The sequence below is a fragment of the Nonomuraea sp. bgisy101 genome, from assembly GCF_057708945.1.
The window spans coordinates 15,194-39,917 of the sequence record NZ_JBYITD010000037.1 but is presented as its reverse complement, the minus strand read 5'-3'; the positions used below and the strand labels follow the sequence as shown (position 1 = coordinate 39,917).

Genomic DNA, 24,724 nt, shown 5'->3' with positions numbered 1-24,724 from the left:
AATAAGAAACGCACGCAATTGACCGAACCGTACGGTTTTGGTCATCTGTGCGCACGTTTCTCATTCGTCAGCCTAGAACACGAACTCCCGACATGACGCGTCGGATGTCGGCCCATCGCTTCTTCTGGGCGTCGGGGATCGAGACGAAGACCAGCGCGGGCCTGTCCCGCCCCGCGTCGAGGACGGCGACGGCCGCGACCGAGGAGCGCTTGCCGTACTTCACCTGGTAGTAGAGGGTCCAGCCCTTCTTGATCGGCTGGGTGCCGAGCCAGCGGATCACCGCACCCTTGGGGTGGTGGTTCAGGGTCCATCGGGCGGCCAGCAGGGCGGTCTCGCGCAGCCGCTTCTGCGCCTCGATCGGCACGGGACAGCTGACCAGCATCGCCCTGGGGCTCGCACCGGCCTTGGGCAGCACCTGCTTGGAGGTGAAGGGCGCGGCGCCGTACCGCTTCCACGGGCCGCGCAGGCGGGGCACGGACACGCCCGCCTTGACGTCCTTGATCGTCCCGCTGGTCGCGACCGGCTTGCCCGGGAGCGCGCGCATCCTGATGCGGCCGGGCAGCTTCGGCACCCTGCGGTCGGCGGCCAGCGCCTCGAGCGCGGTGTAGCCGGGCGCGATGGTCGCCCCTGGACTCGGCGTCGCGGAGGGCGCCGGGACGCCGGAAGCAGAAGGGGCCGGGACGCCGGAAGCCGAGGGGTCGGAGGGAACGGCCGAGGAGACCGGCGCGGCGACGGCGGAGGACGTGGCAGACGGCGGGTCGGCGGAACCGGCGGCGGGATCCTCCGATGCCGCGGACGAAGGCGGGGCTGAGGCCGCGGCCGAGGGATCAGCCGAGAGGGCTGGTGAGGCGGGTGGCGAGAGGGCGGACGAGGAAGGTACGGCCGGTGGCGCGGCGACCGGCCGGGCGGCGACCTCGTCCGCCTCTCCTGACAGTGCGATGGCGAGCCCGCCCGCCACGACCACGGCCAGCGCGGCCACGACGGCCAGCACCCGGTAGACCACGCGCATCCGCAGGTCACCCAGGCGACTGCGCTTGAGCGGAGAGCCTGTGGGCCTCGCCTGATACTTAACCTGAGGCCCTGCGGCCCCACTCTCCCCATCGAGCACGATCGGGAGCGTACGACATATCGCCGGATTACGTGTAGAAAGCGGCCATGGTGGAACTCCGATTTGACCACGAGTCACGTGAAGCGCAAACGCACACGAACCTGTCCGCGTTGCGCGTCGACGCCTCCGGTCTGTGGGTCGCGGGCGACGAGACCGCCACCATCGAGCGCCTGACCTGGACAGGCGAGCGTTACGACCACGAGCGCACCTTCCATCTCGCCGACTACGTGGACCTGCCCGCGGGCAGGGACGACGAGGCCGACATCGAGGGCATCGCGAACACGGACGGCGTGCTGTGGGCGGTCGGCTCGCACAGCCTCAAGCGCAGGAAGGCCAAGCCGGCCGACCCGGAGAAGGTGGCCAGACGGCTGGCCACGGTCATCCGCGAGCCGAACAGGTTCATCGTGGTGCGGCTGCCGCTGGAGGGCCCCGACGCGGTGGGCAAGGGGGCGGTCCTCACCGGGCTGGCCGACGTGCTCGCCGACGATCCGCATCTGGGCCCCTTCACCGCGATCCCTGGGAAGGACAACGGCCTCGACATCGAGGGCGTCACGCTGCTCGGCGAGCGGGTCTTCCTCGGGCTGCGCGGGCCGGTGCTGCGCGGGTGGGGGGTCGTGCTCGAGCTCGACGTGCAGGATTCCGGCCGTGGCCGACTGCGGCTCAGGTCCTTCCGCAAGCACTTCCTCGACATGGGCGGGCTCGGCGTGCGCGACCTGTGCCCCTACGGGGACGGGCTGCTGATCCTGGCCGGCCCGAGCATGAGCCTGGACGGGCCCGCCACGCTCATGCTGTGGAGCGGCGAGGGGCAGCCCACGTTCGTGAGGGACCTGCCGTACGGTGTGGGCTGCGACCATCCCGAGGGCATGGCCGTGCTGGGCGACGGCAGGCTCATGGTCGTCTACGACAGCCCCGCCCCGGAGAGGCTGACCCCCGAGGGCGGCGTGCTGGCCGACATCATCACGATCTGACGCGCAGCCACGGCACGTCCGCGACGAACGTGCACGAGCCCGGTGCGATCTCGGTGAACCCGGCGTCGCGCACGACCGGCAGGCCACTGACCGCCAGGGCGTCGAAGTCGCTGGTGGGGCGCACGGACGCCTTCAGCCCCTGCTCGCGCCATGTCTGCCGCTCCTCGGGCGCGCTGGCCCACCAGGCGAGCTGGGCGGCGTGGCCCGCCTGTGCCATCGCCTTGCCCGCCGACATCCGCAGCGCCGGGTTCTCCCAGAGGACCGGCGGCTCGGCGGGACCTGGCTCACCGGTGTCGACGAGCTCGGTCCCGCCGACCTGCAACCGGGCCAGGTCCTTCGGCCAGTCGTCCAGGGGCACCGGTGGATAGACGCGCACCTCCGCCGTGCGGTGCTCGATCGTACGGCCGGGCAGCGCGAGCGCCCTGCGCCATTCGGCGCCGCGCGCCCTGCGCACGACCTTGCGGATCCTGCCGGTCGACTGCCAGGTCTCCAGGTCCTCCTCCCACTCGCCGGGGTCGGCGAGGAGGTCGAGCACGGCCATGGCGGTCGCCTCGAGGGCGTCAGTTCGCTCGGGAGGGGTCGCGCGTTCGATCCTGACCACCAGAGGGAGCACCATCATGGGTCCCAGCATGCCGTATGCGGGAGCGAGGAGCCTGCGACGATATGGCCATCGACATCCCCGCCGCCAGGAGGCACAGCGCGCCGGCCACGTACCACGCCAGGTCGTAGGCGCCCATGTGGTCGCGGGTGAGCCCGGCGCCGACGGCCGCGACCGCGGCGCCGACCTGGTGGGAGGCGAAGACCCAGCCGAAGACGACCGCGCCGTCCGAGCCGTAGATCCTCCTGCACAGCGCCACCGTCGGCGGCACCGTCGCCACCCAGTCCAGGCCGTAGAAGACGATGAACAGCAGCATGCTGGGCTCGGCGGACGCGGCGAACAGGCCGGGCAGCACCATGAGCGACAGGCCGCGCAGCGCGTAGTACACGCCGAGCAGCACCTTCGGGTCGACCTTGTCGCTGAGCCAGCCGGAGGCGACGGTGCCGACGACGTCGAAGACACCGACGAGCGCGAGCAACCCCGCCGCCGTGGCCTGGGGCATGCCGTGGTCGTGCGCCGCGGGGATGAAGTGGGTCCCGACCAGGCCGTTGGTGCTCGCGCCGCAGATGGCGAAGCCGCCGGCGAGGAACCAGAAGGCGCGGGTCCTGGCCGCCGATCGCAGCACGCTCAGCGCCCTGACCGCCGCGTTGACCGTGGGCGGCTCCGGCCTGACGGCGGCGGTCGCGCCGAGCGCGGTCGTGCCGACGTCGGCGGGATGGTCGCGCAGGAACACCCATACCAGCGGCACGACGAGCAGGGCCGCGCCGGTGACGGTGAGGGAGGCGATCCGCCAGCCCGGGCCCTCGGCCAGCCAGGCGAGGACGGGAAGGAAGACGAGCTGTCCCGTCGCTCCCGCGGCGGTGAGGATGCCGGTGACGACACCGCGGTGCCGGACGAACCAGCGGTCGGTGACCGTCGCGACGAACACCAGCGCCATCGAGCCGGTCCCGAGGCCCACCAGGAGCCCCCAGCAGAGCACGAGCTGCCAGCTGGCCCCCATGAAGACGGTGAGACCGCTGCCGAGCGCGACCAGGGTGAGCGCCACCGAGACGACCCTGCGCATGCCGAAGCGGTCCATGAGGGCGGCGGCGAAGGGCGCGGTCAGGCCGTACAGGACGAGATTGACGGAGACGGCGAGCGAGATCTCTCCGCTCGACCAGCCGAACTCCTCCTGGAGGGGGTTGATCAGGACACCAGGGGTGGCGCGGAACCCGGCGGCGCCGATGATCGCCACGAACGCGACCCCCGCCACCAGCCACGCGCGGTGCAACTTCATGCCGACCATCTTCCACAGCCAGCCAAAAGCGGCGCGAGTGGCCGGATAGCCAATATGTGAAAGAATCAGGCCATGGCGCATCGGATCGCTGTCGTCGTCCTGGACGACTTCGCCCCGCTCGATCTGGGCATTCCCGGCCAGGTCTTCTGGGCCGCACGCGACCGCGACGGCAACCATCTGTACGAGGTGGTGACCTGCTCCGTCGGCGGCGCCCCCGTCAGGACGAACGCGGGCTACCGCGTGCTGCCCGACCACGGCCTCGAGGTGCTCGACAGCGCCGACACCGTGCTGGTGCCCGGCGTCCACGGCGGGCCCGCGATGCTCACCGGCACGATCCCGCCCGCGCTCGGCGAGGCGCTGCAGGGGCGGCCGAGGGTGATGTCGATCTGCACGGGGGCGTTCGTGCTGGCCGCGGCGGGACTGCTGGACGGGCGTCCGGCCACCACCCACTGGATGAACGCCTCCCGCTTCCGCAGGCTCTTCCCCAAGGTGCTGCTCGACCCCGACGTCCTGTTCGTGGACGACGGCGACGTGCTCACCTCCGCGGGCGTCGCCTCAGGGCTCGACCTGTGCCTGCACGTGATCCGCCGCGACCACGGCAGCGAGGTGGCCAACCGTACGGCCCGCCGCTGCGTGATGCCGCCATGGCGGGAAGGGGGCCAGGCGCAGTACATCGACCGGCCGCTTCCCGAGGCCAACGGCAGTGGCACCGCCGCGACCAGGGACTGGATGCTGGAGCGCCTGCAGGAGCCGCTCGACCTGGCCGCGCTGGCCGAGCACGCGCGGATGAGCGTGCGCACCTTCACCCGGCGCTTCCGCGAGGAGACGGGCCTGAGCCCCGCCAGATGGCTGGCGCTCCAGCGGGTCGAGCAGGCGCGCCATCTGCTGGAGACCACCGACCTCGCGGTGGCCCAGGTGGCCAGGCGCTCGGGCTTCGGCACAGCCGTCTCGCTGCGGCAGCATCTGCACGCCGCCGTGGGCGTGTCCCCGCTGGCCTACCGGCAGACGTTCAGGCGCAGCTAGTTGCAAATAATCATGCGACCCGCCCTTTGGGTGAGCACGCTGCTCGCCGTCGTCTCCCTGTCCGCCGTTACCGCTCCCTCCACGGGCCCGGCCCCCGCCGGCGACGCCTTCGTCATCGCGATCAGCTCGGAGTTCGAGACCCTTGACCTTCTCCGTACGGCCTGGCCGGTGCCTCGCGCTCGTCGGCGAGTCGGGGTGCGGCAAGTCGGTCCTGGCCCACGCGCTGCTCGGGCTGCTGCCCGCCAACGCCCGCGTGTCGGGGCGCGCGGTGCTCGACGGGTCGCTCGACCTGCTGTCGGCGACGCCCGCCGTACTCTCCGGCAGGGTGCGCGGGCGCGAGATCGGGCTGATCCCGCAGAGCCCCGCCACGCACCTCACTCCTGTCCGCACCGCGCGAGCGCAGTTGCGGGAGGCTCTCGGCGAGCTGGGATCCACGCGGAGCGCCGACGAGCTGGCCGAGCGGTTCGGCCTGGCCCCGCGCGACCTCGACCGCTACCCGCACGAGCTGTCAGGCGGGATGGCGCAGCGGGCGGCCAACGCGATCGCCCTGGCCGGCGACCCTGGCCTGCTGATCGCCGACGAGCCGACCAGCGGCCTGGACAGGCCGCTGGTGGAGCGGACCATGGCCGTGCTGCGCGAGCTGTGCGAAGAGGGCAGGGCGGTGCTGGTCATCACCCATGACCTGGGCGCCGCCGCGCAGGTCGCCGACGACATCGCCGTGATGTACGCCGGCCGCCTGGTCGAGGCGGGACCCGCCGCCGAGATCCTCGAGCGCCCCCGCCACCCCTACGGCGGGGCTCGTCGCCGCCCAGCCGGACAGGGAGTTCGTCGCCGTCCCCGGGATGCCGCCCGAGCTGACCGCGCTGCCGCCGGGGTGCGCGTTCGCGCCCCGCTGCCGGCACGCGGGCGCCGCCTGCGCCACGCAGCCCGCGATGGCCGCAGGGGTCTCGTGCCACCATCCGCTCAGGGATGCAGGACATGCTCGCCGCTCATGACATCACCGCCGGGTACGGCGGGCGTCCGTGCTGTCGCGCGTCTCCATCGAGGTGCCACAGGGCCTTACCGTGGGGCTCGGCGGGCCGAGCGGGTGCGGCAAGTCGACGCTGGCCAGGGTGCTGTCGCTGATGCTGCGGCCGTTGTCGGGCGGGGTGAGCCTCGAAGGGACGGCCGTGACGCGGTGGCGGCAGCGCGCTCCCAGGCGGCTGCGAACGCGCGTCGCGCTGCTGTACCAGCAGCCGAGAACGGCGGTCGACCCGCGGCTGACGCTGCGCCAGATCATCTCCGAGCCACCGGCCGCCGCGGGCCGTCCCGCGCCTTCGCTGGTGGAGGAGCTCGCGGCGGAGGTCGGGCTGACCGGCGACCTGCTGACCCGGCGGCCCCACGAGGTGTCGGACGGGCAGCTCCAGCGGGCCTGCCTGGCACGGGCGTTGACGCTGGAGCCGAAGTACCTGATCTGCGACGAGATGACCACGATGCTGGACGCGTCGACGCAGGCGCACCTGGTCGCGGTCGTCCGGTCCTACCAGGCGCGAACGGGGGCGGGGGTCCTGGCGATCAGCCACGACCAGGTCCTCCTGGACCGCTGGGCCGACTCCGCCGTCTCCTGGCCCACCTGACCGCGCATCTCCGAGAGCGCGCCTCGCCCCACCACGCGCCTGCCGGAGATCGGCGGAGGGCGAGGGTCACTCGAACAGGTCGGGCTGTTCCCTGGTGATCTGGTCGTGCAGCGGCTGGTAGTTGATCCACCCCACCAGGTCGTTGCCGATCTGCTGATGCGTCAGCACCGCGTTCTCGTGCGAGATCGGCACCACCTGTCCCGCTGCCTTGGCAAGCAGCTGCACCTGCGCCGACCGCTCCATCGTGATGAACCACCACGCCGCGGCGTCCACGCTGTCGCCCACCGTCAGCAGCCCGTGGTTGCGCAGCACGACCGCCTTGTGCGAGCCCAGCGCGGCGGCGATCCTCTTGCCCTCCTCCAGGTCCGTCACCACGCCCGTGTAGTCGTCGAACAGGCCGTTGTCCTGGTAGAACGCGCACGCGTCCTGGGTGATCGGCTCGATGGTCTGCCCGAGCGCCGACAGCGCCCTGCCGTACACCGAGTGGCTGTGCGCGGCCGCGACCACCTCGGGCCTGGCCTGGTGCACCTGGGAGTGGATCGCGAAGGCGGCCTCGTTCACGTGGTAGCGCCCTTCGACCACCTTGCCCTCGTGGTTGACGAGGATGAGGTCGCTGACCCTGACGTGCTTGAACGACATCCCGAACGGGTTGACCCAGAAGTGGTCGGTGAGCTCGGGGTCGCGGGCGGTGATGTGGCCGGCCACGCCCTCCTCGAACCCGAACTTGCCGAAGACGCGGAGCGCGGCGGCGAGGCGTTCCTTGCGGTGGCGCCGCTCCTCTTCCACGTTGTCGAAGGCGGGGGGCAGGCGGAAGATCAGATTCTCGGACATAACAATATTCTAGTTCGCGTACGGCACGCCGATCACTCGCGCGCGGACGGCCGTCACCAGCGCCTCCCCCGCCAGTCCGACGCCGATGGACAGCGAGATCGGCCGCGCCTGCTCGTGCAGGCCGAATCGCGTGGCCAGCAGGCCGACCCCGATGCTCGCCGCCGCGGAGACCACCCAGACGACCAGCGTCCGCCAGGTGTAGCGCTGCCACAGCACGCCTTCGCGCTCGAACAGTCCCGTCGTCGAGGCGCGCATCGCGCCGAAGCCCAGCGCGACCAGGCCGCTGATCACGAGCCAGAGCACGTCGACAGGTGTGAGCGCCACGGCGGACAGCACGTGGATCCCGAGGCCGATGAGGACGAGGGGCGGGACGTAGACGTCGCGCGCGTTCAGCGGCTCGCCGATCATGCGCCTGACGACGACGTAGCCGACCAGCCCGACGATCAGCACGATATTTAGCACGGTCATGCCAAATAAAATAGCAGGGTCGTGCTATAAAAGGAAGGTGCCGAAAATCGTCGATCCGGAAGCCCGCCGCGAGGAGGTCGTGGAGGCCGTCTTCCGCGTCGTGCGCCGCGACGGGCTCGAACAGGCCTCGCTGCGCAACGTCGCGGAGGAGGCGGGGCTGGCCATCGGCTCGGTCAGGCACTACTTCGCGGGGCACACCGAGCTGATGGTCTTCGCGATGCAGGCGATGAACGAGCGCGTGGTGCGGCGGCTCCTCGAGCACGTCGAGAGGCTGGAGAGCGCCGGCGACCGCCTCCCCGTCGCGGAGTCGATGCTGGCCGAGCTGCTCCCCCTCGACGAGCGGCGGCGAGAGGAGGCCACGATCTGGCTGGCGTTCGCGACGGCCGCCCGCACCCGCCCCGAACTGCGCCCGCACGCCGAGAAGAGTTACGACGGCCTGCGCCACCTGGTCTTCAGGGTGCTGGACGGCGCGCGCAGGCGCGACCGCCTGAGGGAAGACGTCGACCTGGAGGTGGAGGTCGAGCGGCTGTGCGCGCTGATCGACGGGCTGACCGTGCACGCCGTCCTGCACCCCGACCGCATGGACGCCGGGACCATGACCCGGGTCCTGCGCAGCCACCTCCAGAGCCTCACCCGGTGAGGGCGCGGGATCCCCGCGCCCCCACTCTCCAGGACGGAGCGAGGGCTAGGACGGAACGAGGGCGGTGGCGGCGAGCGGCCTGGCCGCGTAGGTGACGCGCACGATCCCGTCGGGGTGCGCGGCCACCTCCCCCACCACGCCGAACACGCCGCTCAGCACGCCGGGCGTGAGCGCCTCGAGCGGATGCCCCGCCGCGGCGACACGACCCTCGTGCAGCACGACCAGCGAGTCGCAGCTGCGCACCGCCAGATCCAGGTCGTGCAGGACGGCGAGCGTGGTCACGCCCAGCTCCCGCACCAGCTCGAGCAGCTCGAACCTGGCCCTGATGTCGAGGTGGTTGGTCGGCTCGTCGAGCACGAGCAGCAGCGGGCTCTGCGCCAGCGCCTTGGCCAGCAGCACCCGCTGACGCTCGCCGCCCGACAGCGCGCCGAACGGCCGCCCCGCCAGCGCCAGCGTCCCCGTGCGCCGCATCGCCTCCTCGACCGGCTCGCGCCCGCCGTCCTTGTGAGGGACACGGCTGTAGGGGGCACGACTGTGCGGGGTACGCCCCAGCTCCACGACCTCCGCCACGGTCATGCCCGCGGGGATGGTGTTGTCCTGCAGCACGGCCGCGGTGCGCAGCGCCGACTCGCGGGCCGACATCGCCCACACGTCGGTCCCGCCCAGCCGTACGGCGCCCTGGCCGGGCCGCAGTGACCGGTAGACGGTCCGCAGCAGCGTGGACTTCCCGCTGCCGTTGGGCCCGACCAGGCCGACGATCGCCCCTGGCTCCACCTCGACGCTGACGCCGTGCAGCACGGGCGTGCTGTCGAGCGTCACCGCGACCTCGTCCACGAGCAGCTTCATGACGCCGTCACGCTCCTGTCGCGGCGCAGCAACCAGAGGAAGAACGGCGCGCCGAAGACCGCCGTGAGGATGCCGAGCGGCAGCTCGTTCGGCGCGTCGACGGTCCTGGACAGCAGGTCGACCAGCACCAGGTAGACCGCGCCGGCCAGCGCCGACACGGGCACCACCCTGCGGTGGTCGGTGCCGAAGCACAGCCTGACCACGTGCGGGATCATCAGGCCGACGAAGCCGATGCCGCCCGCGACCGCGATGACCGCCCCGACCAGCAGCGAGGAGGCGGCCAGCAGGCCCACGCGGGCGCGCCGCACGTTGAGGCCGAGCGCGGTGGCCGACTCCTCGCCCGTGACGAGGGCGTTGAGCCGCCTGCCGTACAGGGTGATGAAGACCCCGCAGCAGGCCACGAGCGCGGCGAGCGGGCCGAGCTGGTCCCACTGGGCGCCCGCGACGCTGCCGAGCATCCAGAACATCACCGCGCCGAGCTCGTTGGGCGTCGCCTGGAGCTGGATGTAGCTGGTGACGGCGAGCAGGACGTAGCCGACGGCCACCCCTGCCAGCACGAGGCGCGTCGGGGTGAGCCTGCCGCGCTGCTGGCCCAGCACGAACACCAGCACGGCGGCGCCCATCGCGCCGACGAAGGCGGCGGAGGAGACGCCGAGGCCGCCCGCCGCTCCGGTGCCGAGCGTGATCACCAGGACCGCGCCGACCGAGGCGCCCGAGGAGACGCCGAGCACCTGCGGATCGGCGAGCGGGTTGCCCGCGAGCGCCTGCAGGACGACGCCCGCGGCCGCCAGCCCCGCTCCCGCCAGCGCGGCCAGCAGGACCCTGGGCAGGCGGTACTGCCAGATGATCTGGTCCTGGATCGGATCGGCGCCCGCGCCGCCGGTCAGGATGTGCCACGTGTCGGCGATCGGGACGTTCACCGAGCCGATGCCGATCGCCACCACCATGGCGAAGGCCAGCGCGGCCGCGAGCACGACCACACTGGGCAGCAGAGGCAGGCGCATGTCAGAAGGCCTCCGGGTGAATGACCTTGGCGATCTTCTCCACGGCCGTGGCATTGTTCGGCGCCACGTAGGCCGAGTCGGAGAGGACGACGTAGCGCTTGCCCCAGTGGGGGAACTGGGCGAACAGCTTCCTCGCCTCCGCGTCGGGGTCGGGGTTGAGCCAGTCGACGATGACGACGACGTCGACCTGGGTGGCCGCGACCTGCTCCTTGCTGAGGTTGGTGAACAGGTCGTCCGTCGTGTTCTCGAAGGCGTTGACCGCCCCCGCCTTGGCGAAGATGTCGTTCCAGATGCCCTTGGCGCCGATCGAGCTGAAGGCGTTCGAGCCCATGGTCATGCCGGGGATGATCAGCATCGCCCTGGGCTTGGGCCTACCCGCGACCTTGGCCGAGACGGCGGCGATCCGCCGCTTCGACTCCGCGATCAGCTGCTCGGCCCTGTCGCTCACCTGGAAGATCCGGCCGAGGTCGCGCAGCAGCGTGTAGCTGTCCTCGATCGACTGGTCCTGCCGGACGCCCACGCCGCAGGTGCTCTCCGGCGTGTAGGTGGGCGCTCCCGCGGCGCGCAGTTCCTCCCGGGTGGCGAAGCCGTCGCGTGGCTCGAACTGGCGGCCCGAGGTGGCCAGCACGAAGTCGGGCCTGAGCCCGAGCATCGACTCGCGAGGGATGTCGTTGAAGCTGGTGCGCTTGAAGTCGCCGGTGGGCAGCGCGGCCACGGCCTCGGCCCTGCCGGGCTCGTCCGAGGCGCCGTAGGACTGGAGGTTGGCCAGGATCCGGTCGCCCAGCCCGAGGGCGAGCAGCGAGGAGACCTCGCCGATCGACCCGCCGTTCATGACGACGACGCGGCGGGGGCCGGCGGGGAAGGTGTAGTCCTGGCCGCAGTTCTTGATCGTCACCGGGTAACCGGGCTCGCGGGCGGCGGCGGACGAGGGTGGTGCGGCGGGGCTCTGTGTTCCGCAGGCCGCCACCATCAGGCAGGCGGCGGCGAGCATGGCGAAGCGAGACATGATGTCCTCTGTGTTCGGGGGTACGGCAAGCGCCGGGCCGGCCAGAACGGCCGCCCGGATGGCGTTATCGAGCCCTCGACAGAGGAGGCCCCCGCTCGCTGATCCCTCGATGGAGCGTCGCCGTCCGCAGCACGGCCGGCTCGGCGAAGCCGGTCAGCGGGCGCGGGCCTGGAACGGCCGGCCAGGCGAGCAGCAGGCGCACGAGCCGCGCCCCGAGGCGGCGCAGCAGCCCCCACAGCGCGGCCTCGCCCCTGGCCAGCCAGATGGCGGTCATGACGACGGCCCAGCCGTGCATGAGCAGCATGCCGGACCCCGGTGCCAGCCCTCCCACGTGGGCGTGGCCCGTCAGGATCTGCACGGGGTCGGGCTCGTGGGCCGTGGAGAAGATCACGTGCAGCACGGCCTGCACGGCGGCCAGCAGGGGCAGGATCACGCGCAGTCCGCGCTCGCGCCCCGCGATCGGCAGGCCCGCCGCCATGGACACCGCGAAGCCGAGCACCGCCGTGCCACCCGCCACGGCACCGCCCGCGACCGCGTGGGCCACGACGCCCAGCAGCACGCACACCGCGGCGAAGGCCGCTGCACGCGCGAGGCGCAGGGGAAGGCGGGCGGACACGGGAACGATCATCCCATGGAATAACGAACGGCCGGTGACGGTTTCACCGGCCGTTCGCTGACGGTGGAGCTAAGGAGACTCGAACTCCTGACCCCCTCCATGCCATGGAGGTGCGCTACCAACTGCGCTATAGCCCCTTTGCGCTCTCGGCGCGTAGCCAGTCTATAGGACTCCAGAGGTGGTCGGTGACGGGAATATCGTACGCCCGTCCCCAGTTGAAACGGTTATCGTTTTCACGAGGGGTGTGAGATGGCAAGGAACGAGCAGCGGCCAGTGATCAGGCTGAGGTCCTCGGCCGGGACCGGCTACACCTACGTGACCACCAAGAGCCGAAGAAACGACCCCGACCGGCTGCACGTGCGCAAGTACGACCCGGTCGTCCGCCGGCACGTCACCTTCAAGGAGGAACGTTGAGGAAGAACCTGCACCCCGAGTACCGTCCCGTCGTCTTCAGGGACGCCAGCGCCGACTACGCCTTCCTGACCAGGTCCACCGCGACGAGCGCGAAGACCGTCGAGTGGGCGGACGGCAACCTCTACCCCGTGGTCGACGTGGACGTCTCCTCCGCCAGCCACCCGTTCTACACCGGACGCGGCCGCGTGCTCGACACCGCGGGCCGGGTGGAGAGGTTCAACCAGAGGTACGGCAAGCGCTGACACCCGGTGACGCCGTGCCACGTCGCCGACCTCTCGCGTCCACGCCGGGCGGGACCACGTCCCGCCCGGCGTCGGCGCGCCGAAACGTCTGCCTCGGCCTCGAAACGGTCACCGCCGGCCCGCTTCTCGAAAGCCTGCCGGTCTTTGCGCTCGTGGACCCCGGCTTCCCGTCATGACGATGGGCGGTCAACTCCGGTTGTGCCGAACGCTCAAGATCGTCTAGCGTGAGCCCGCCGGTCGTCCACCCTGAGCCGGAAGGGACCCTTCGTGCCGGGAACGAGCGCCACCCGCTGGACAGCCGCCTACACCCGCCAGGTGGCCGAGAACATCAGGCACCACCGCAGGCGCAGAGGCCTGAGCGTGCAGGCCCTCGCCGACCGCTGCACCGGGCTGGGTTACCCGCTCGAACGCGCGAACCTCGCCAAGCTGGAGAGCGGCCATCGGGCCTCGATGACCCTGCCCGAGCTCCTCGTGCTCGCCCACGCCCTCCGCACGCCGCCCCTGCTCCTGCTGGCCCCACTCGGCCGCGCCGACACCGTGGAGATCCTTCCCGGCGTCGAGGCGGCCTCACAGGAAGCGGTCTTCTGGCTCGACGGCACCGCCCCGCTCCTCGACGACCACGACGAGGGCGCCGACGCCCGCGCCGAGCTGCGGCTGCTGCGCGAGCACCGGCGGCTCGTCGACGACTGGTGCGCCAGGACCGGCGCCGCCGCGGCCGCCAGGGAGCACGTCGGCGAGGAGGCGGGCCCGCACGAGGACGCGTGGGCCCAGGCGGCTCGCGTCCATGGCGAGCACGCCGAACACGCGGCCGAGCGGCTGTCCTACCTGCGGGCGGGCATGCGGCTGCGCGGCCTGCCCCTTCCCGGGCTTCCACCTGGCCTGATCCACCTTGACCACCGGGAGGGATAGCCGGGGCTAGGCTGGTCAGGGCCCTTCACGGGCGTGGACCGACGAGGTGGGCGGATGCCTGGCGACGACGTCCTCGCGGCGCGACTGCTCGATGCCGCGCGGGCCGGTGACACGGCCGCCTTCGGGCTGCTGGTCGACCCGTTCCGCGCCGAGCTGCACGCGCACTGCTATCGCATGCTCGGATCCTTCCACGACGCCGAGGACGTGACGCAGGAGACGCTGGTGCGAGCCTGGCGTGCCTTGGGGCGGTACGACGAGCGTGGCTCGCTCCGGCCGTGGCTGTACAAGATCGCCACCAACCGCTGCCTCACGCTGATCGAGACGCGCGGCAGGAGGGAGCTTCCCGCGGACCTCGGTCCCGGCGCGCCCCTGGTCGAAAGGGCGTGGGTGGAACCCTACCCCGACCGGCCGGCCGGTTCGGCGGATCTCGGTCCCGAGGCCAGGTACGCGGCACGCGAGAGCGTGGAGCTCGCCTTCGTCGCCGCGCTGCAGCGGCTGGGCGCCCGCCAGCGGGCCGTCCTGGTCCTGCGCGAGGTGCTCGGGTTCTCGGCGCGGGAGGTCGCGGACCTGCTGGACGCCTCGGTCGCGTCGGTCAACAGCGCCTTGCAGCGTGCCCGCGCGGCTCTCGGGCCGCAGGAGACCGGGCGGCAGGCGGTGCCGCGCTCCGTGGACGAGGACGAGGTCCGCAGGCTGGCCGACCGGTACGCCGCGGCATGGGAACGGGGCGATGTCGAGGCGATCGTGGCGATGCTGACCGAGGACGCCAGGTACTCGATGCCGCCGTTGCCGGAATGGTTCGAGGGTCGTGACGCCATCAGGACCTTCCTGGCCGGCACGCCGATGAGCCTGCGGTGGCGGTTCCTGCCCGCCAGGGCCAACGGGCAGCTCGCGTTCGGCACCTACCGGTGGGACGAGGACAGGGCCGCCTACGTCTTCGGAGGGCTCGACCTGCTCGCCCTGCGCGGCACGAAGGTCGCCGAGGTCGTCTCGTTCCTGACCGCCGACCCCGGCCTTTTCGGTCTCCCCCACGAGATCGTGGACTGATTCCCCGGCCGGGCGACGAGTCCGGCGACTCCGCCGGGTTCCGGTCGGCACGTCGTACGTCCGCCGCGGCCTCCGGGAGGAGTTCGACGACGGTCAGCCCTTGCGCATCCGGTAGGCGCGCTGCTGGCAGGCGCGGGAGCAGTAGTCCCGCGGCCTGCCGGTGGCGGCCGTGTCCACGGCCTTCCCGCACACTACACATGCGTTTTCATCACGACTTTCATCACGGACGCGGGCCTCGATCCCGTCGAGCACCCGCTGAAGGCCGAACTCGAACGGGTCGAGAGGCGCGTCGTAGCCGCCCTCCCGGTACAGCCGGCTCAGCGTCGGATACCGGTCCAGGTGCTCGAAGAGCGAATCGCGGCCCCCCCACCACTCCTCCTCGCTGACCCCGGTGCGCCGCTCGGTGTGGGCGGTCTCGATCACCTGCCGGGCGGCGCTCTCGACGAAGCCGCCGACAAGGGTGACCACGGCCACCACCTCCGCAGGCGGCAGCCCGGTCCGCGCCACCACCTCCAGCGCCCGCTCGAAGCCGGCCACCGCGTTCGGCCCCGGCACGCGCCGGGATCCGTGCGACTCGATCAGCCAGGGATGCCGCTGGTAGAGGGCCAGCTCGGCCCGCGCCCACGCCTCCAGTTCAGCCCGCCAGCCGGCACGCCGCCCGGTGCCGTCGTCCACCTTCTCCCCGATGACCTCGTCCCGCATGAGGTCGATCAGCTCGGCCTTGCCCGGCACGTGGCGGTACAGCGACATGGTGGTGAAGCCGAGCCGTTCGGCGACCCTTCGCATGGAGACCGCGGTCAGGCCCTCGGCGTCGGCCAGCTCGATCGCGGCTCGCACGATCCGCTCCAGGCTGAGGCCGCGCCTGGACGTGGCACCCCACAGCAACTCCGTGCTGCGATCCGGATTCGCCATCTTGACTCCCCTCCCTGTCTATGCTGTATACCAGAAGTGTACAGCATACACACGAGAGGACGTCTCTATGTTCTTCGTCGATCCAGCGGGCGACGACGCGGGTCCCGGCACGATCGAGCGGCCGTTCGCCACGCTGGACCGGGCCCGCGCCGCGGCGGCGCCGGGCACCGTGGTCAACCTCAGGGCGGGCACGTACCGGCTCACCGAGCCGTTCCGGCTCTCCGGCGCCGACTCCGGCGTCGTCTACCAGGCCTACGGCTACGGCACCGCCGTACAGGAGGAGGTCGTCATCAGCGGCGGCCGGCCGATCACCGGCTGGCGCAGGGGCGACGACGGCGTCTGCAGGGCCGAGGTACCCGGCCTCGCCAGCCGCCAGCTCTACGTCTCGGGGAGGCGGGCCGTACGGGCCTCCGTCACCCTCGACCAGCGACTGACCAGGACCGAGACCGGTTACGTCATCGACGATCCCGCGCCCGGGTCGTGGCAGGGCGAGGTGGAGTTCGTCTACCGGGGCGCCTATCCCTGGTCCGAGGCTCGCTGCCAGGTGTCGCGGATCTCCGGTGACGAGCGTTCGACGACCGTCGCCATGGCGCAGCCCGCCTTCGGCTGGGCGGCGCGGCTCTACCAGTCGGTCATCAGCTGGGACGGTCCCGGCGCCGGCGAGTCCAACGGCGCCGACGCCCCGACCTCGGCCGAGAACAGCCCCGCGTTCCTGACCGAGGGCACCTTCGCGCTGGGCGGCGGAGTCCTGCACTACCTGCCGCTTCCCGGCGAGAAGCTCGACGATGTCGTGGCGCCGGTGCTCGAGACGCTCGTGCACGCCCGCGACGTCCACGACGTCGCCTTCCGCGGCATCACGTTCGCGGAGGCGACCTGGCTGCGGCCCAGCGCGCCCGAGGGGTTCCTGCACTATCACGGCAACGGCTTCTACGACGGCGGCGCGCTCCAGACGGTCACCTTCGCCGAAGGCCAGGGGCAGGTCACCGTCCCAGGCGACCCGGCCGCCATGCCCGGCAACGTCGTGTTCGAGAACGCGTCGCGGGTCACGCTGGAAGGCTGCCGGTTCACCCGGCTGGGCGCGGTCGCGCTGGAGTTCCGCGGCGAGGGCTCCGACAACGTACTCCGCGACAGCGTCGTCGACGAGGTCTGCGGCGGTGGCGTCGTGATCGGCTCGGGGGCACGCCGCCACCGGCTCGAGAACAACCACGTCCACCACATCGGCCGCGACTACCACGGATCGCCGGCGATCCTGCTGACCGGCACCAGGGACACCGTCGTGTCGCACAACCGGGTCAACGACGCGCCGCACGCGGGGATCGTGGTGTACGAGGGGCGCGGTGCCCAGGTACTCGACAACCTGGTGCACGACACGATGCAGGTGCTGGCCGACGGCGGCGGCATCTACCTGTCCGGCAGCCAGGGCGTCTCGTACGCCAGCGGCGCGCTGATCCGCGGGAACGTCGTCCGCGACACCATCACGCCCTACAACTTCGGCCTCTACACCGACTACGGCGCCGCGTGGGTCACCGTCCAGGGCAACGTCGTCCATCGGGCCGACAACCCGGTGGTGCTGAACGTGTCGCCGCCGATGGAGCACGTGGCGTTCATCGGCAACGTCTGGGACGCCGACCCGGGTGATCCACCCTCGGGCGTGTCGCTCTACGACAACACGACGCTCCCGAAGGAGGCGTTCGACGACGACCCGGCGGTCGCCGACATCGTGGCCGGCGCGGGCCCCCGCGCCACCCGATAGATCTGTCGGCCTCGGCTCGGGGGACGGCGGCGTCCGCCGTCGCCGTCCCCCGCGTCGCCGCCGGCCGGCCCGTCACCCGGTCACGCGTGCTCCTGGCGGGTGGCCTCCTCCAGGAGCTCGAGCAGGTGGCGGTACGGCCGGCCGGTGGCGCGCGCGAGCCCGATCTCGCAGGTGCGGTTGGCCGAGGCGTAGGCGTCGAAGTCCCTGAGCGCCACCCCGCGGGCCTCCTCGCGGGTCGCGGCGGCGGTCAGCTCGGGATGCAGCAGCCCACGGTCGCCGGCGAAGCCGCAGCACTGCCAGCCGTCAGGCACCACGACCTCGTCGGCGATGGCCTCGGCGATGGCACGCAGCGCGTCGTCGAGCCCCAGTCGGGTGGACGAGCACGTGGGATGCAGCGCCAGCGACGCCAGCCGGCGGTGCACGGTCAGCCTGGGCAGGACCTGCTCGGCGACGTAGGCGACCGCGTCGACGACCCGCACCGTCCCGCCGCCGGCCCCGACCAGCCGCTCGAACCCTTCCGTGCAGGAGGCCGCGTCGCTCACGACGGGCAGCCTGCCGTCGAGACTGGCCTGCTCCAGCGCGGGAAGCACGCGCTCCCGCATGGCGGCGTACCCGGACGACATCCCCTTGGACGACCAGGGCGTGCCGCAGCACAGGCCGGCGATGGGGTCCGGCACGAGCAGGCGGATCCCCGCCCGCTCGGCCAGGGCCGTCAGCGCGGCATCGACACCCTGGCCGCCGCCCCCTGGCGCGAACAACGTACCCAGGCAGGAGGGGACGTAGACGGCGTGCGGGTCGGCCACCGGGCGAGCTCTCCTGACGCGGCCTCCCCTCGGCAGGTCGCGCTGCCACTGGGGCACCCGCCCCGGTCCGAAGACCGCGCGGGCCGCCCGGCTCACGCCCTCGGGCAGCGCGGGCGGCAGCTTGCCGACCAGGTCCAGACCGCGAGCCATGCCGCGGGTGACGCCCGCCCACCGGCCGGCCGCGACCCGCCACCCGGCCCGGGCGACGGGCCCGCGCCGTTCGGCGCGCAGGCGCTTCATCAGGTCGCCGGTGTTGATGAGCACAGGACACGCGGTGGCGCACATGCCGTCGACGGCGCACGTGTCGACGGCATCGTAGGAGTACTCCTGCCGCAGCTCGCGCGCCAGCCTCCGGTCACCCGCCGCCTCGGCGACCGCGATCTCGCGGCGGAGCACGATGCGCTGCCTCGGCGTGGTCGTCAGGTCCTTGCTGGGGCAGACGGGCTCGCAGTAGCCGCATTCGACGCAGCGGTCCACCTCGGGGTCGACGGTCGGCACGGTCTTGAGGTGGCGCAGGTGGACCGTGGGATCGTCGGTGATCAGCACGCCGGGGTTGAGGATGCCTCCGGGGTCGCACAGCGTCTTGAGCTCGCGCATGACCTCGTAGAGCTCGTCGCCGAACTGGCGGCGGACGAACGGCGCCATGACGCGACCGGTGCCGTGCTCGGCCTTGAGCGTGCCGCCGTGGGCGAGGACGAGATCCACCATGTCCTCGGTGAACGCCTCGTACCGGTCAGGCGCCTTTCCGCTGGAGAACCGCTCGGTGAGCATGAAGTGCAGGTTGCCGTCCTTGGCGTGGCCGAAGATGACGCTGTCCTCGTAGCCGTGACGCCCGAACAGGTCGGTGAGCCGGGCGCACGTGTCGGCCAGTGCGGGCACGGGGACGGCGATGTCCTCCAGGAGGGCGGTGGTCTCCGGCGGGCGGGCGCCGGCCACGGCGGCGTAGAGCCCCTTGCGGATGTGCCAGAGCGCCGCCCGCGCCGCCGCCTCGCCGCTGAGCCGCGGCGGGCCGGCGAGGGGCAGGCCGGCCAAAAGGGGGCCGACGGCGCGCACGCGATCGTCGAGGACCTCGGCGTCGCCCTCCTGCCATTCGACGAGCAGGGCGGCATGCTCGCGCACGGTGAGGGCGCGCAGGACCGGATCGGCCTTCGGATCGAGCTGCGCGACGCGCAGGGCCACGGCGTCCAGCAACTCGACGGCCGCCGGCCCTGCGGCCACCAGCTCGGGCATCGCGCCCATCGCCTGGCCGAGGGTCTCGAAGATGAGCAGCCCCGTGGCGGCGTGCCGGTGCAGGGGGACGGTGTGGAAGGTCGCCTCGGCGACGAAGGCGAGCGTGCCCTCGCTGCCGACCACCAGACGGGTCAGGATCTCGCTCGGCGAGGTGTGGTCGAGGAAGGCGTTGAGTCCGTACCCCATGGTGTTCTTCATGGCGAACTGGGCGTTGACGCGCCTCACCGAGTCGGGGTTCGCCCGTACTCTGTCGCGCAGGCGCTCGAGCCCGGCGAACAGGTCGGGCTCGGTGGCGCGCAGCCGTTCGTCGGCGTCCGCGGCGCCGGTGTCGAGCAGCGTGCCGCTCGGCAGCACCAGCAGCAGCGACTCCAGGGTGCGGTAGGTGTTGTGCTCGGTGCCGCAGGTCATGCCGCTCGAGTTGTTGGCGACGACGCCGCCGATCGTGCACGCGGACTCGCTGGCGGGGTCGGGGCCGAGCTTGCGCCCGTAGGCGGCGAGACGAAGGTTGACCTGGCGCAGGGTCACCCCTGGCTGCACCCTGACCCGCTTGCCGTCGTCGAGGACCTCCAGGTCACGGAAGTTCCTGCGCGTGTCGACGAGCAGGTGTTCGGTGACGGCCTGGCCGCTGAGACTCGTGCCGCCCGAACGGAAGGTCAGCGGCACGCCGTGCCGGCCGCTCAACCGGAGCAGCTGACCGATCTGGGCCGGATCGGCCGGAGTGACGATGGCTTCCGGGTGCAGCAGGAAGTGGGACGCGTCGTGGGCCAGGCGCAGCCGATCGGTGGCGCGTGTCCGAACGCCGCCGGGAACGGCTGTCTCGAGGTCGGCCAGTGTCCAGTGGTTCACGACGGTCACATCACACCCGTTTCCCAACGCCATTTTCCAGTAATTGGAACAATGGTCTGACATTTCGAACTATGGAGGACGATACTCCTAGTACGATCGCACCGGAACAGCGCATGCCGGGCAGCGCCCTGCGCCTGGACGACGCGCGGCGATCTTCAGGAGCGGCCCGTGTCCCGCACGCACACCAGCGCCGACGTGCCCGGCGTCATCGGCGAACTCGCCCGATCCTGCGCCCGGCTCGCCGGCACCCTGCCCGCCCTGACCGACGCGCGCGTGCGCGCGCCCTCGGCCCTGCCCACGTGGACCCGCGGCCACGTCCTCGCCCACCTGGCCCGCAGCGCGGACGCCTACCTCTACCGCTGCTGGCGCGAGGTCGAGACCCACCATGTCGACCTGGACGCCGGCTACCGCACGGCCGACTGGCCCGCCGCCTACGTCTCGTGGGCCCTCGACGACACCCTGACCTCGCTCGCCGCACGGAGTTTGCCCGTGGGGCGGGTCGAAGCCGTCGACCTCGGCCGCTCCTGGACCGTGTCGCCGACCGGCCCTGCCGTCGCGGGCTCGGGCCACGCCCTGCTCGGCTGGCTCAGCTGGCGGGCGCCCTGTGCACCGCCTGCCGTCGGCGGGCCGCTGCCCGAACCGCCCGCCTGGCCTCTGCCGCCGGCCCCCGGCTGGGACTGACCCGACCGGGGGCGAACGACCGTGCGCTTCTCACGCCAGAGCGGTCAGCCGACCGTCCTGGCCTTCTCGATCAGGCTCGCGAGCTCGGCCACCGCCGGGTCCTCCGTCGTCGACGCCAGACGGCCCGCGTGCTCGCCCAGCATCGGCAGGTCCATGCCGAACGCCTCCCTGTCCCGCATGTACAGCGCGAAGGCGGCGGCCACGACGTCCACCTGCAGCCGGGACGGCGAGTCCTTCCAGAGTGCGCCGCTCAGGTCGGCGGCGGCCACCGAATCGCTGGCCTCGGCGGGTCTGCGGGTGTCGGGTTCCTGCCATCGTACGGTCGCCGAGGCGAGCTGGCCCGAGGCGCCCGCGCGCAGCCGTACGGCATAGAGCGCGGTCACGGAGTGCCCGGGACCGACCTCGCCGCCGTCCTTGGCGTCGTCGCGGAAGTCCTCGCTCGCCAGCGCCCGATTCTCGTAGCCGACGAGCCGGTAGCTCTGGACGACCGACGGGTTGAAGACCACCTGCGCCTTGGCGTCGCGGGCGCGCAGCTCCAGGTTGGCGGGCAGCTGCTCGACGAAGACCTTGCGCGCCTCCTCGACGGTGCTCACGTAGACCGCGGCGCCGTCGCCGTTGTCGGCGAGCTGCTCCATGAGCTCGTCGCCGTAGTCCCTGCCCACGCCGACCGTCAGCAGCGTGACCCGCTTGCCCGCGTACTCCTTGACCCGGTCGAGGATGGCCTGCCAGGCGGTGCTTCCCGTGTTGGCCAGGCCGTCCGACAGCAGGATGACCCTGTTGGTCGCGGCGGGGCGGAAGGCGCGCTGGGCCTCCCGGTATCCGGAGACCAGGCCGTCCTCCAGGTTGGTCGACCCTTCGACGGCGAGCCTGTCGATGGCGGCGTGCAGGTCGGCGCGGGCCGTCAGCGGGGTCATCGAGGCGACCAGCGCGGCCTCGTCGCTGAAGGACACGATCGACACCTGGTCGCCGGGGGCGAGCTGGTCGACCAGCGTGTGCAGGGCCTGCTTGACCAGGTCGAGCCTGCCGGGCTCGGCCATCGAGCCCGACACGTCGACGACGAAGGTGAGGTTCGCAGGACGCCTGGCGGCGGCGTCGGCCGCCCTGGTCTGCAGGCCGACCCTGAGCACCGCGGTGTTGTCGTCCCGCAGTCTCGCGCCGTCGACGTGCACGGTGAACCCGTCGTCGGGCGGCTGCGCGTAGTCCTGGCGGAAGGCGTTGACGAACTCCTCGGGCCGCACCTGCGCGGGCTCGGGCCAACGGCCCTCAGCGAGGGTGCGGCGGGCATAGCCGTACGACGCGGTGTCGACGTCGAGCGCGAACGTCGACACCTGCGACACCTCGGCGTCGGTCTCCTTGTCGACCTGCGGTTCGGACGCCGTGGTGGACTCGGCTCTGGCGTTCTGATCGGTTCCCGCGCTGGGCATGGGCGCCGTCGACGCCGTGGCGCCTGGCGCATGGGTCGGCGCCGTGACCCCTGGCGGCCGGGCAGGAGCCGCGCGCTCCTTCGACGCCGTCGCCGTGCCTTCGGGTCCGCCGCCGCAGGCGGCCAGAACCAGCAACAGCGCGATCACCAGTAAGGGACTGAACCTCATCGCGACCACCTCCACCGCTTACGACGGGACGGTCAGGAGCGTGGCCGGGTGCTTGACGCAAGCGAGTGCAAACCGTGTTCAACGCGTGATCACGGTGTCCAGGCGGGGTCCCTGCCCGTGACGCCCAGCAGCCGGTCGAGGTCGGTCGCGTCGCCTGGCACCTCGACCTCGTCGCCGAACGCGCCCCTCTCCCTCCCCATGGGCGCCATCTGCCGGGTGAAGGCCAGCGCCCTCTCCACGGCCTGCCCGTCCGGCTGATACGAGCGGCCGGTCGCGGCGGCCAGGTCCCAGCCGTGCACGATCAGGTCGACGAGCAGCAGGTTCACGGTCGCGGCCACGGGCATGCCGATCGAGCTCTCGCCCTCCCATGCGGCGGGCTCGGACCACGCGGTGAGCGTCCGTCCCATCCGCTCGGGGAAGTCGCCCGTGTACTCGCCCTGCTCGGGCCTGGGCCCCTTGGCGGCCATCGACTCGAACGTCTCGGCGACCCACTCCAGATGCGCGAGCAGGCCCCGCACGTCGAATGCGGCGCACGGCGTGGGCAGGGCCAGTTCCTCCTCGCTCAGGTCGCGCACGAGCGCGACCGTGGGCAGGGAGGCCGAGGTCAGATCCTTGAGCATGTCGTCCATGACACTCAGCGTGCCAGTCACGCCCGCCGGTCGGAACGCCGCCCCGTAGCGAAACGGCCGCCGCAGGACGCATACGATCCTGACATGCTGCTTCCGCTTCCGACCCGGTCGCACACGGTGGCCGCGCTGGCCTTCGACGGCATGTCCCCCTTCGAGCTCGGCTGCGTCGTGGAGATCTTCGGCCTGCCCAGGCCCGAGCTGCGGGTGCCGTGGTACGACCTCAAGGTCTGCGCGGAGAGCGGCGAGCCTTTGCGCGTGGTCGGCGGGTTCAGCATGCGGGCCGAGCACGGCCTGGACGTGCTGGCCGCGGCGGACACCGTGATCGTGCCTGGCGTGGCCGACGTGCGGGCCCAGGTCTCCCCCGCGCTGGTCGAGGCGTTGACGGACGCCCACGCGCGGGGGGCCAGGATCGTCTCGATCTGTTCGGGCGCCTTCGCGCTGGCCGCAGCGGGCCTGCTGGACGGCAGGGAGGCGACCACCCACTGGAAGTACGCCGACCTGCTCCAGCGCCGCCATCCCTCGGTGCGCGTCAACCCCGACGTGCTGTACGTCGACGGCGGCAGGATCCTGACGAGCGCGGGCAGCGCGGCGGGGCTCGACCTGCTGATCCATCTGGTCCGCAACGACCACGGCGCCAACGTGGCCAACGCGGTCGCGCGCCGGCTGGTCATCCCGCCGCACAGGGAAGGCGGGCAGGCGCAGTTCATCCAGGCGGCCGTGACGGCGGTGGAGGACGACGACGCGGTGGCCAGAGCCATGGAGTGGGCCATGGCGCATCTGGCCGACCCGATCGCCGTGGCCGACCTGGCCAGGGTGGCGCATCTGGCCGAGCGCACGTTCATCAGGCACTTCAAGGCGCAGACGGGCACCTCGCCGCTGCGCTGGGTGATCTCGCAGCGCGTCGCGGCCAGCCTGCCGATGCTGGAGTCGACGGGCGCCCCGGTGGAGGAGATCGGGGCGGCGGTCGGGTTCGAAAGCCCCGTCACCTTCCGGCATCACTTCAGCCGCGCCATGCGCACCTCCCCCTCGGCCTACCGCCGCGCCTTCGGCGCTACCCGCTGAGGCCGTACCACTTCTTCGCCGCCGCCTCCGTGGACTCGGCGAGCCTCGCGGGCCGCATCAGCAGGTCCATGGCTCGCGGCGCGCCTTCGGGCGAGAACATGGCGCGGATCGACGGCAGATGCGCCGAGCCGTCCTGCGCCGGCTCGGCGCGCAGGACGCGTCCGTCCCTCACCGTGAGCAGGATCGCCGTCACGTAGCCGGTGCCCTCGACGAGCGCGCCCGCCTCGGGGGCCAGTTCGCTGCAGGCGGCGACCACCCCCGCCAGGAGCCCGTCGCCGCCCTGCCGTACCTCGACGAGTTCCTCGTGGCAGAAGGTGCGGGGCCGCAGCTCGGGCCTGGTCTCGGCGAGAAGCCCGCCCGCTGTGTCGTGGTTCTCGAGGTGGCCGTCGATCACGGCCATGAGGTCGGCTCGCGCCCGCTCGTCGAGGCGCACCACGCGCTCGCTCGCCTGGCCCGTCCAATCGGGCCGCCGGCCTCGCCAGGCCACCACGATCGCGGCCGTCACGATCACGGCCATCGCGAGCAGCACCAGGACGACCCCCTTGCGACGCATGACGCCACCCTGCCTGTTCCCGATCATCCTGTCGAGGTACCGTGTGTTTGAACA

27 protein-coding genes, 1 tRNA gene and 1 pseudogene are annotated in these 24,724 nt (G+C 72.1%); 13 read left to right on the top strand and 16 right to left on the bottom strand.

From position 1 onward, the window contains the following. Positions 1 to 67 precede the first annotated feature (67 nt). Complete coding sequence (locus AC3EO4_RS45525; protein WP_379573535.1) at positions 68 to 1,009, bottom strand: hypothetical protein; 942 nt, start codon at positions 1,007 to 1,009, stop codon at positions 68 to 70. A 146-nt stretch (positions 1,010 to 1,155) separates the two neighbouring features. On the opposite strand from AC3EO4_RS45525, the gene AC3EO4_RS45520 reads away from it, so the two are divergent. Next, positions 1,156 to 2,076, top strand: coding sequence for a DUF3616 domain-containing protein (locus tag AC3EO4_RS45520; RefSeq protein ID WP_488186379.1), 921 nt, complete (start codon positions 1,156 to 1,158; stop codon positions 2,074 to 2,076). Here the strand turns inward: AC3EO4_RS45520 and AC3EO4_RS45515 are convergent. Together AC3EO4_RS45515 and AC3EO4_RS45510 are read right to left on the bottom strand one after the other, a co-directional pair. Further along, positions 2,066 to 2,695: a peptidyl-tRNA hydrolase gene (locus AC3EO4_RS45515; RefSeq protein ID WP_379573533.1), complete on the bottom strand. Its 630-nt coding sequence runs from the start codon at positions 2,693 to 2,695 to the stop codon at positions 2,066 to 2,068. The genes AC3EO4_RS45520 and AC3EO4_RS45515 overlap by 11 nt on opposite strands. After that, positions 2,637 to 3,950, bottom strand: a complete 1,314-nt coding sequence (locus AC3EO4_RS45510; RefSeq protein ID WP_431902109.1) for an MFS transporter — start codon at positions 3,948 to 3,950, stop codon at positions 2,637 to 2,639. The genes AC3EO4_RS45515 and AC3EO4_RS45510 overlap by 59 nt, the downstream gene beginning before the upstream one ends. Before the next feature lie 72 nt (positions 3,951 to 4,022). Here AC3EO4_RS45510 and AC3EO4_RS45505 point away from each other — a divergent pair, with 72 nt between their 5' ends. Continuing rightward, entirely contained in the window at positions 4,023 to 4,973 is a 951-nt protein-coding gene (locus AC3EO4_RS45505) for a GlxA family transcriptional regulator (protein WP_431902107.1), read from the top strand. A 142-nt stretch (positions 4,974 to 5,115) separates the two neighbouring features. Then, a pseudogene (locus tag AC3EO4_RS45500) lies at positions 5,116 to 5,505 on the top strand (ATP-binding cassette domain-containing protein); the annotation flags it as partial. On the opposite strand, the gene AC3EO4_RS45495 reads toward AC3EO4_RS45500, so the two are convergent. Continuing rightward, entirely contained in the window at positions 5,466 to 5,645 is a 180-nt protein-coding gene (locus AC3EO4_RS45495) for a hypothetical protein (protein WP_488186378.1), read from the bottom strand. The pseudogene AC3EO4_RS45500 and the gene AC3EO4_RS45495 sit on opposite strands and share 40 nt — an antisense overlap. Before the next feature lie 170 nt (positions 5,646 to 5,815). Between AC3EO4_RS45495 and AC3EO4_RS45490 the strand changes: the two genes are divergently transcribed. After that, entirely contained in the window at positions 5,816 to 5,968 is a 153-nt protein-coding gene (locus tag AC3EO4_RS45490; RefSeq protein WP_431902104.1) for a hypothetical protein, read from the top strand. Positions 5,969 to 5,995: 27 nt separating this feature from the next. Next, positions 5,996 to 6,589 (top strand): ABC transporter ATP-binding protein, encoded by a 594-nt coding sequence (locus AC3EO4_RS45485; protein ID WP_431902102.1) that lies wholly within the window; start codon positions 5,996 to 5,998, stop codon positions 6,587 to 6,589. Positions 6,590 to 6,655: 66 nt separating this feature from the next. Here the strand turns inward: AC3EO4_RS45485 and AC3EO4_RS45480 are convergent, their stop codons facing one another. Both AC3EO4_RS45480 and AC3EO4_RS45475 read right to left on the bottom strand, forming a co-directional pair. After that, entirely contained in the window at positions 6,656 to 7,420 is a 765-nt protein-coding gene (locus AC3EO4_RS45480) for a class II aldolase/adducin family protein (protein ID WP_379573528.1), read from the bottom strand. Positions 7,421 to 7,429: 9 nt separating this feature from the next. After that, positions 7,430 to 7,888 (bottom strand): hypothetical protein, encoded by a 459-nt coding sequence (locus AC3EO4_RS45475; RefSeq protein WP_431902100.1) that lies wholly within the window; start codon positions 7,886 to 7,888, stop codon positions 7,430 to 7,432. A gap of 37 nt (positions 7,889 to 7,925) precedes the next feature. Between AC3EO4_RS45475 and AC3EO4_RS45470 the strand changes: the two genes are divergently transcribed. Further along, positions 7,926 to 8,528, top strand: coding sequence for a TetR/AcrR family transcriptional regulator (locus AC3EO4_RS45470; RefSeq protein WP_431902097.1), 603 nt, complete (start codon positions 7,926 to 7,928; stop codon positions 8,526 to 8,528). Positions 8,529 to 8,573: 45 nt separating this feature from the next. On the opposite strand, the gene AC3EO4_RS45465 is transcribed toward AC3EO4_RS45470, so the two are convergent. The 5 genes from AC3EO4_RS45465 to AC3EO4_RS45445 all read right to left on the bottom strand — a co-directional run bounded on the left by AC3EO4_RS45465 (position 8,574) and on the right by AC3EO4_RS45445 (position 12,137). Continuing rightward, on the bottom strand, positions 8,574 to 9,374 hold the full coding sequence (locus AC3EO4_RS45465; RefSeq protein ID WP_431902095.1) for an ABC transporter ATP-binding protein: 801 nt from the start codon (positions 9,372 to 9,374) through the stop codon (positions 8,574 to 8,576). Next, on the bottom strand, positions 9,371 to 10,378 hold the full coding sequence (locus tag AC3EO4_RS45460; protein ID WP_431902093.1) for a FecCD family ABC transporter permease: 1,008 nt from the start codon (positions 10,376 to 10,378) through the stop codon (positions 9,371 to 9,373). Before AC3EO4_RS45460 ends, AC3EO4_RS45465 begins: the two co-directional genes overlap by 4 nt. Position 10,379: 1 nt before the next feature. Continuing rightward, positions 10,380 to 11,384, bottom strand: coding sequence for an ABC transporter substrate-binding protein (locus tag AC3EO4_RS45455; RefSeq protein WP_431902090.1), 1,005 nt, complete (start codon positions 11,382 to 11,384; stop codon positions 10,380 to 10,382). Positions 11,385 to 11,448: 64 nt separating this feature from the next. Then, the gene (locus tag AC3EO4_RS45450) at positions 11,449 to 12,000 is read right to left on the bottom strand and encodes an MFS transporter (RefSeq protein WP_431902088.1); all 552 of its coding nucleotides are present in this window, start codon (positions 11,998 to 12,000) and stop codon (positions 11,449 to 11,451) included. A 64-nt stretch (positions 12,001 to 12,064) separates the two neighbouring features. Beyond that, positions 12,065 to 12,137: transfer RNA gene (locus AC3EO4_RS45445), tRNA-Ala, on the bottom strand. Between the two features lie 112 nt (positions 12,138 to 12,249). On the opposite strand from AC3EO4_RS45445, the gene rpmG reads away from it, so the two are divergent. The 4 genes from rpmG (at position 12,250) to AC3EO4_RS45425 (ending at position 14,609) form a co-directional block, all read left to right on the top strand. Beyond that, on the top strand, positions 12,250 to 12,414 hold the full coding sequence (gene rpmG, locus AC3EO4_RS45440; RefSeq protein ID WP_431902085.1) for a 50S ribosomal protein L33: 165 nt from the start codon (positions 12,250 to 12,252) through the stop codon (positions 12,412 to 12,414). Then, a complete protein-coding gene (locus AC3EO4_RS45435) occupies positions 12,411 to 12,656 on the top strand; it encodes a type B 50S ribosomal protein L31 (RefSeq protein ID WP_431902083.1) in 246 nt (81 codons plus the stop codon). Before rpmG ends, AC3EO4_RS45435 begins: the two co-directional genes overlap by 4 nt. Positions 12,657 to 12,923: 267 nt before the next feature. Then, positions 12,924 to 13,565, top strand: a complete 642-nt coding sequence (locus AC3EO4_RS45430; protein WP_379573519.1) for a hypothetical protein — start codon at positions 12,924 to 12,926, stop codon at positions 13,563 to 13,565. Between the two features lie 54 nt (positions 13,566 to 13,619). Then, a complete protein-coding gene (locus tag AC3EO4_RS45425; protein ID WP_431902080.1) occupies positions 13,620 to 14,609 on the top strand; it encodes a sigma-70 family RNA polymerase sigma factor in 990 nt (329 codons plus the stop codon). A gap of 93 nt (positions 14,610 to 14,702) precedes the next feature. Here AC3EO4_RS45425 and AC3EO4_RS45420 read toward each other — a convergent pair whose 3' ends face one another. Beyond that, positions 14,703 to 15,521: a TetR/AcrR family transcriptional regulator gene (locus AC3EO4_RS45420; RefSeq protein WP_379573517.1), complete on the bottom strand. Its 819-nt coding sequence runs from the start codon at positions 15,519 to 15,521 to the stop codon at positions 14,703 to 14,705. Positions 15,522 to 15,588: 67 nt separating this feature from the next. Between AC3EO4_RS45420 and AC3EO4_RS45415 the strand changes: the two genes are divergently transcribed. Next, entirely contained in the window at positions 15,589 to 17,274 is a 1,686-nt protein-coding gene (locus AC3EO4_RS45415; RefSeq protein ID WP_379573516.1) for a right-handed parallel beta-helix repeat-containing protein, read from the top strand. 80 nt (positions 17,275 to 17,354) lie between these two features. On the opposite strand, the gene AC3EO4_RS45410 is transcribed toward AC3EO4_RS45415, so the two are convergent. Continuing rightward, a complete protein-coding gene (locus AC3EO4_RS45410; RefSeq protein WP_379573515.1) occupies positions 17,355 to 20,153 on the bottom strand; it encodes an FAD-binding and (Fe-S)-binding domain-containing protein in 2,799 nt (932 codons plus the stop codon). A 168-nt stretch (positions 20,154 to 20,321) separates the two neighbouring features. Between AC3EO4_RS45410 and AC3EO4_RS45405 the strand changes: the two genes are divergently transcribed. Further along, positions 20,322 to 20,834: a maleylpyruvate isomerase N-terminal domain-containing protein gene (locus AC3EO4_RS45405; RefSeq protein WP_431902075.1), complete on the top strand. Its 513-nt coding sequence runs from the start codon at positions 20,322 to 20,324 to the stop codon at positions 20,832 to 20,834. Between the two features lie 44 nt (positions 20,835 to 20,878). Here the strand turns inward: AC3EO4_RS45405 and AC3EO4_RS45400 are convergent, their stop codons facing one another. Both AC3EO4_RS45400 and AC3EO4_RS45395 read right to left on the bottom strand, forming a co-directional pair. Beyond that, complete coding sequence (locus tag AC3EO4_RS45400) at positions 20,879 to 22,426, bottom strand: vWA domain-containing protein (protein WP_379573513.1); 1,548 nt, start codon at positions 22,424 to 22,426, stop codon at positions 20,879 to 20,881. A gap of 89 nt (positions 22,427 to 22,515) precedes the next feature. Then, a complete protein-coding gene (locus AC3EO4_RS45395) occupies positions 22,516 to 23,055 on the bottom strand; it encodes a TIGR03086 family metal-binding protein (RefSeq protein ID WP_431902072.1) in 540 nt (179 codons plus the stop codon). Positions 23,056 to 23,139: 84 nt separating this feature from the next. Between AC3EO4_RS45395 and AC3EO4_RS45390 the strand changes: the two genes are divergently transcribed. After that, positions 23,140 to 24,117, top strand: coding sequence for a helix-turn-helix domain-containing protein (locus AC3EO4_RS45390; RefSeq protein WP_379573511.1), 978 nt, complete (start codon positions 23,140 to 23,142; stop codon positions 24,115 to 24,117). On the opposite strand, the gene AC3EO4_RS45385 is transcribed toward AC3EO4_RS45390, so the two are convergent. Next, complete coding sequence (locus tag AC3EO4_RS45385; protein ID WP_379573510.1) at positions 24,107 to 24,670, bottom strand: hypothetical protein; 564 nt, start codon at positions 24,668 to 24,670, stop codon at positions 24,107 to 24,109. The two genes, AC3EO4_RS45390 and AC3EO4_RS45385, sit on opposite strands and share 11 nt — an antisense overlap. Between the last annotated feature and the right edge of the window lie 54 nt (positions 24,671 to 24,724).

Bases quoted from the DNA above. Each gene is read 5' to 3' on its own strand.
- AC3EO4_RS45525 (WP_379573535.1), bottom strand. From the start codon at position 1,009: ATGCGCGTGGTCTACCGGGTGCTGGCCGTCGTGGCCGCGCTGGCCGTG.
- AC3EO4_RS45520 (WP_488186379.1), top strand. From the start codon at position 1,156: ATGGTGGAACTCCGATTTGACCACGAGTCACGTGAAGCGCAAACGCAC.
- AC3EO4_RS45515 (WP_379573533.1), bottom strand. From the start codon at position 2,695: ATGATGGTGCTCCCTCTGGTGGTCAGGATCGAACGCGCGACCCCTCCC.
- AC3EO4_RS45510 (WP_431902109.1), bottom strand. From the start codon at position 3,950: ATGAAGTTGCACCGCGCGTGGCTGGTGGCGGGGGTCGCGTTCGTGGCG.
- AC3EO4_RS45505 (WP_431902107.1), top strand. From the start codon at position 4,023: ATGGCGCATCGGATCGCTGTCGTCGTCCTGGACGACTTCGCCCCGCTC.
- AC3EO4_RS45495 (WP_488186378.1), bottom strand. From the start codon at position 5,645: ATGACCAGCACCGCCCTGCCCTCTTCGCACAGCTCGCGCAGCACGGCC.
- AC3EO4_RS45490 (WP_431902104.1), top strand. From the start codon at position 5,816: ATGCCGCCCGAGCTGACCGCGCTGCCGCCGGGGTGCGCGTTCGCGCCC.
- AC3EO4_RS45480 (WP_379573528.1), bottom strand. From the start codon at position 7,420: ATGTCCGAGAATCTGATCTTCCGCCTGCCCCCCGCCTTCGACAACGTG.
- AC3EO4_RS45475 (WP_431902100.1), bottom strand. From the start codon at position 7,888: ATGACCGTGCTAAATATCGTGCTGATCGTCGGGCTGGTCGGCTACGTC.
- AC3EO4_RS45465 (WP_431902095.1), bottom strand. From the start codon at position 9,374: ATGAAGCTGCTCGTGGACGAGGTCGCGGTGACGCTCGACAGCACGCCC.
- AC3EO4_RS45460 (WP_431902093.1), bottom strand. From the start codon at position 10,378: ATGCGCCTGCCTCTGCTGCCCAGTGTGGTCGTGCTCGCGGCCGCGCTG.
- AC3EO4_RS45455 (WP_431902090.1), bottom strand. From the start codon at position 11,384: ATGTCTCGCTTCGCCATGCTCGCCGCCGCCTGCCTGATGGTGGCGGCC.
- rpmG (WP_431902085.1), top strand. From the start codon at position 12,250: ATGGCAAGGAACGAGCAGCGGCCAGTGATCAGGCTGAGGTCCTCGGCC.
- AC3EO4_RS45425 (WP_431902080.1), top strand. From the start codon at position 13,620: ATGCCTGGCGACGACGTCCTCGCGGCGCGACTGCTCGATGCCGCGCGG.
- AC3EO4_RS45420 (WP_379573517.1), bottom strand. From the start codon at position 15,521: ATGGCGAATCCGGATCGCAGCACGGAGTTGCTGTGGGGTGCCACGTCC.
- AC3EO4_RS45415 (WP_379573516.1), top strand. From the start codon at position 15,589: ATGTTCTTCGTCGATCCAGCGGGCGACGACGCGGGTCCCGGCACGATC.
- AC3EO4_RS45400 (WP_379573513.1), bottom strand. From the start codon at position 22,426: ATGAGGTTCAGTCCCTTACTGGTGATCGCGCTGTTGCTGGTTCTGGCC.
- AC3EO4_RS45395 (WP_431902072.1), bottom strand. From the start codon at position 23,055: ATGGACGACATGCTCAAGGATCTGACCTCGGCCTCCCTGCCCACGGTC.
- AC3EO4_RS45390 (WP_379573511.1), top strand. From the start codon at position 23,140: ATGCTGCTTCCGCTTCCGACCCGGTCGCACACGGTGGCCGCGCTGGCC.
- AC3EO4_RS45385 (WP_379573510.1), bottom strand. From the start codon at position 24,670: ATGCGTCGCAAGGGGGTCGTCCTGGTGCTGCTCGCGATGGCCGTGATC.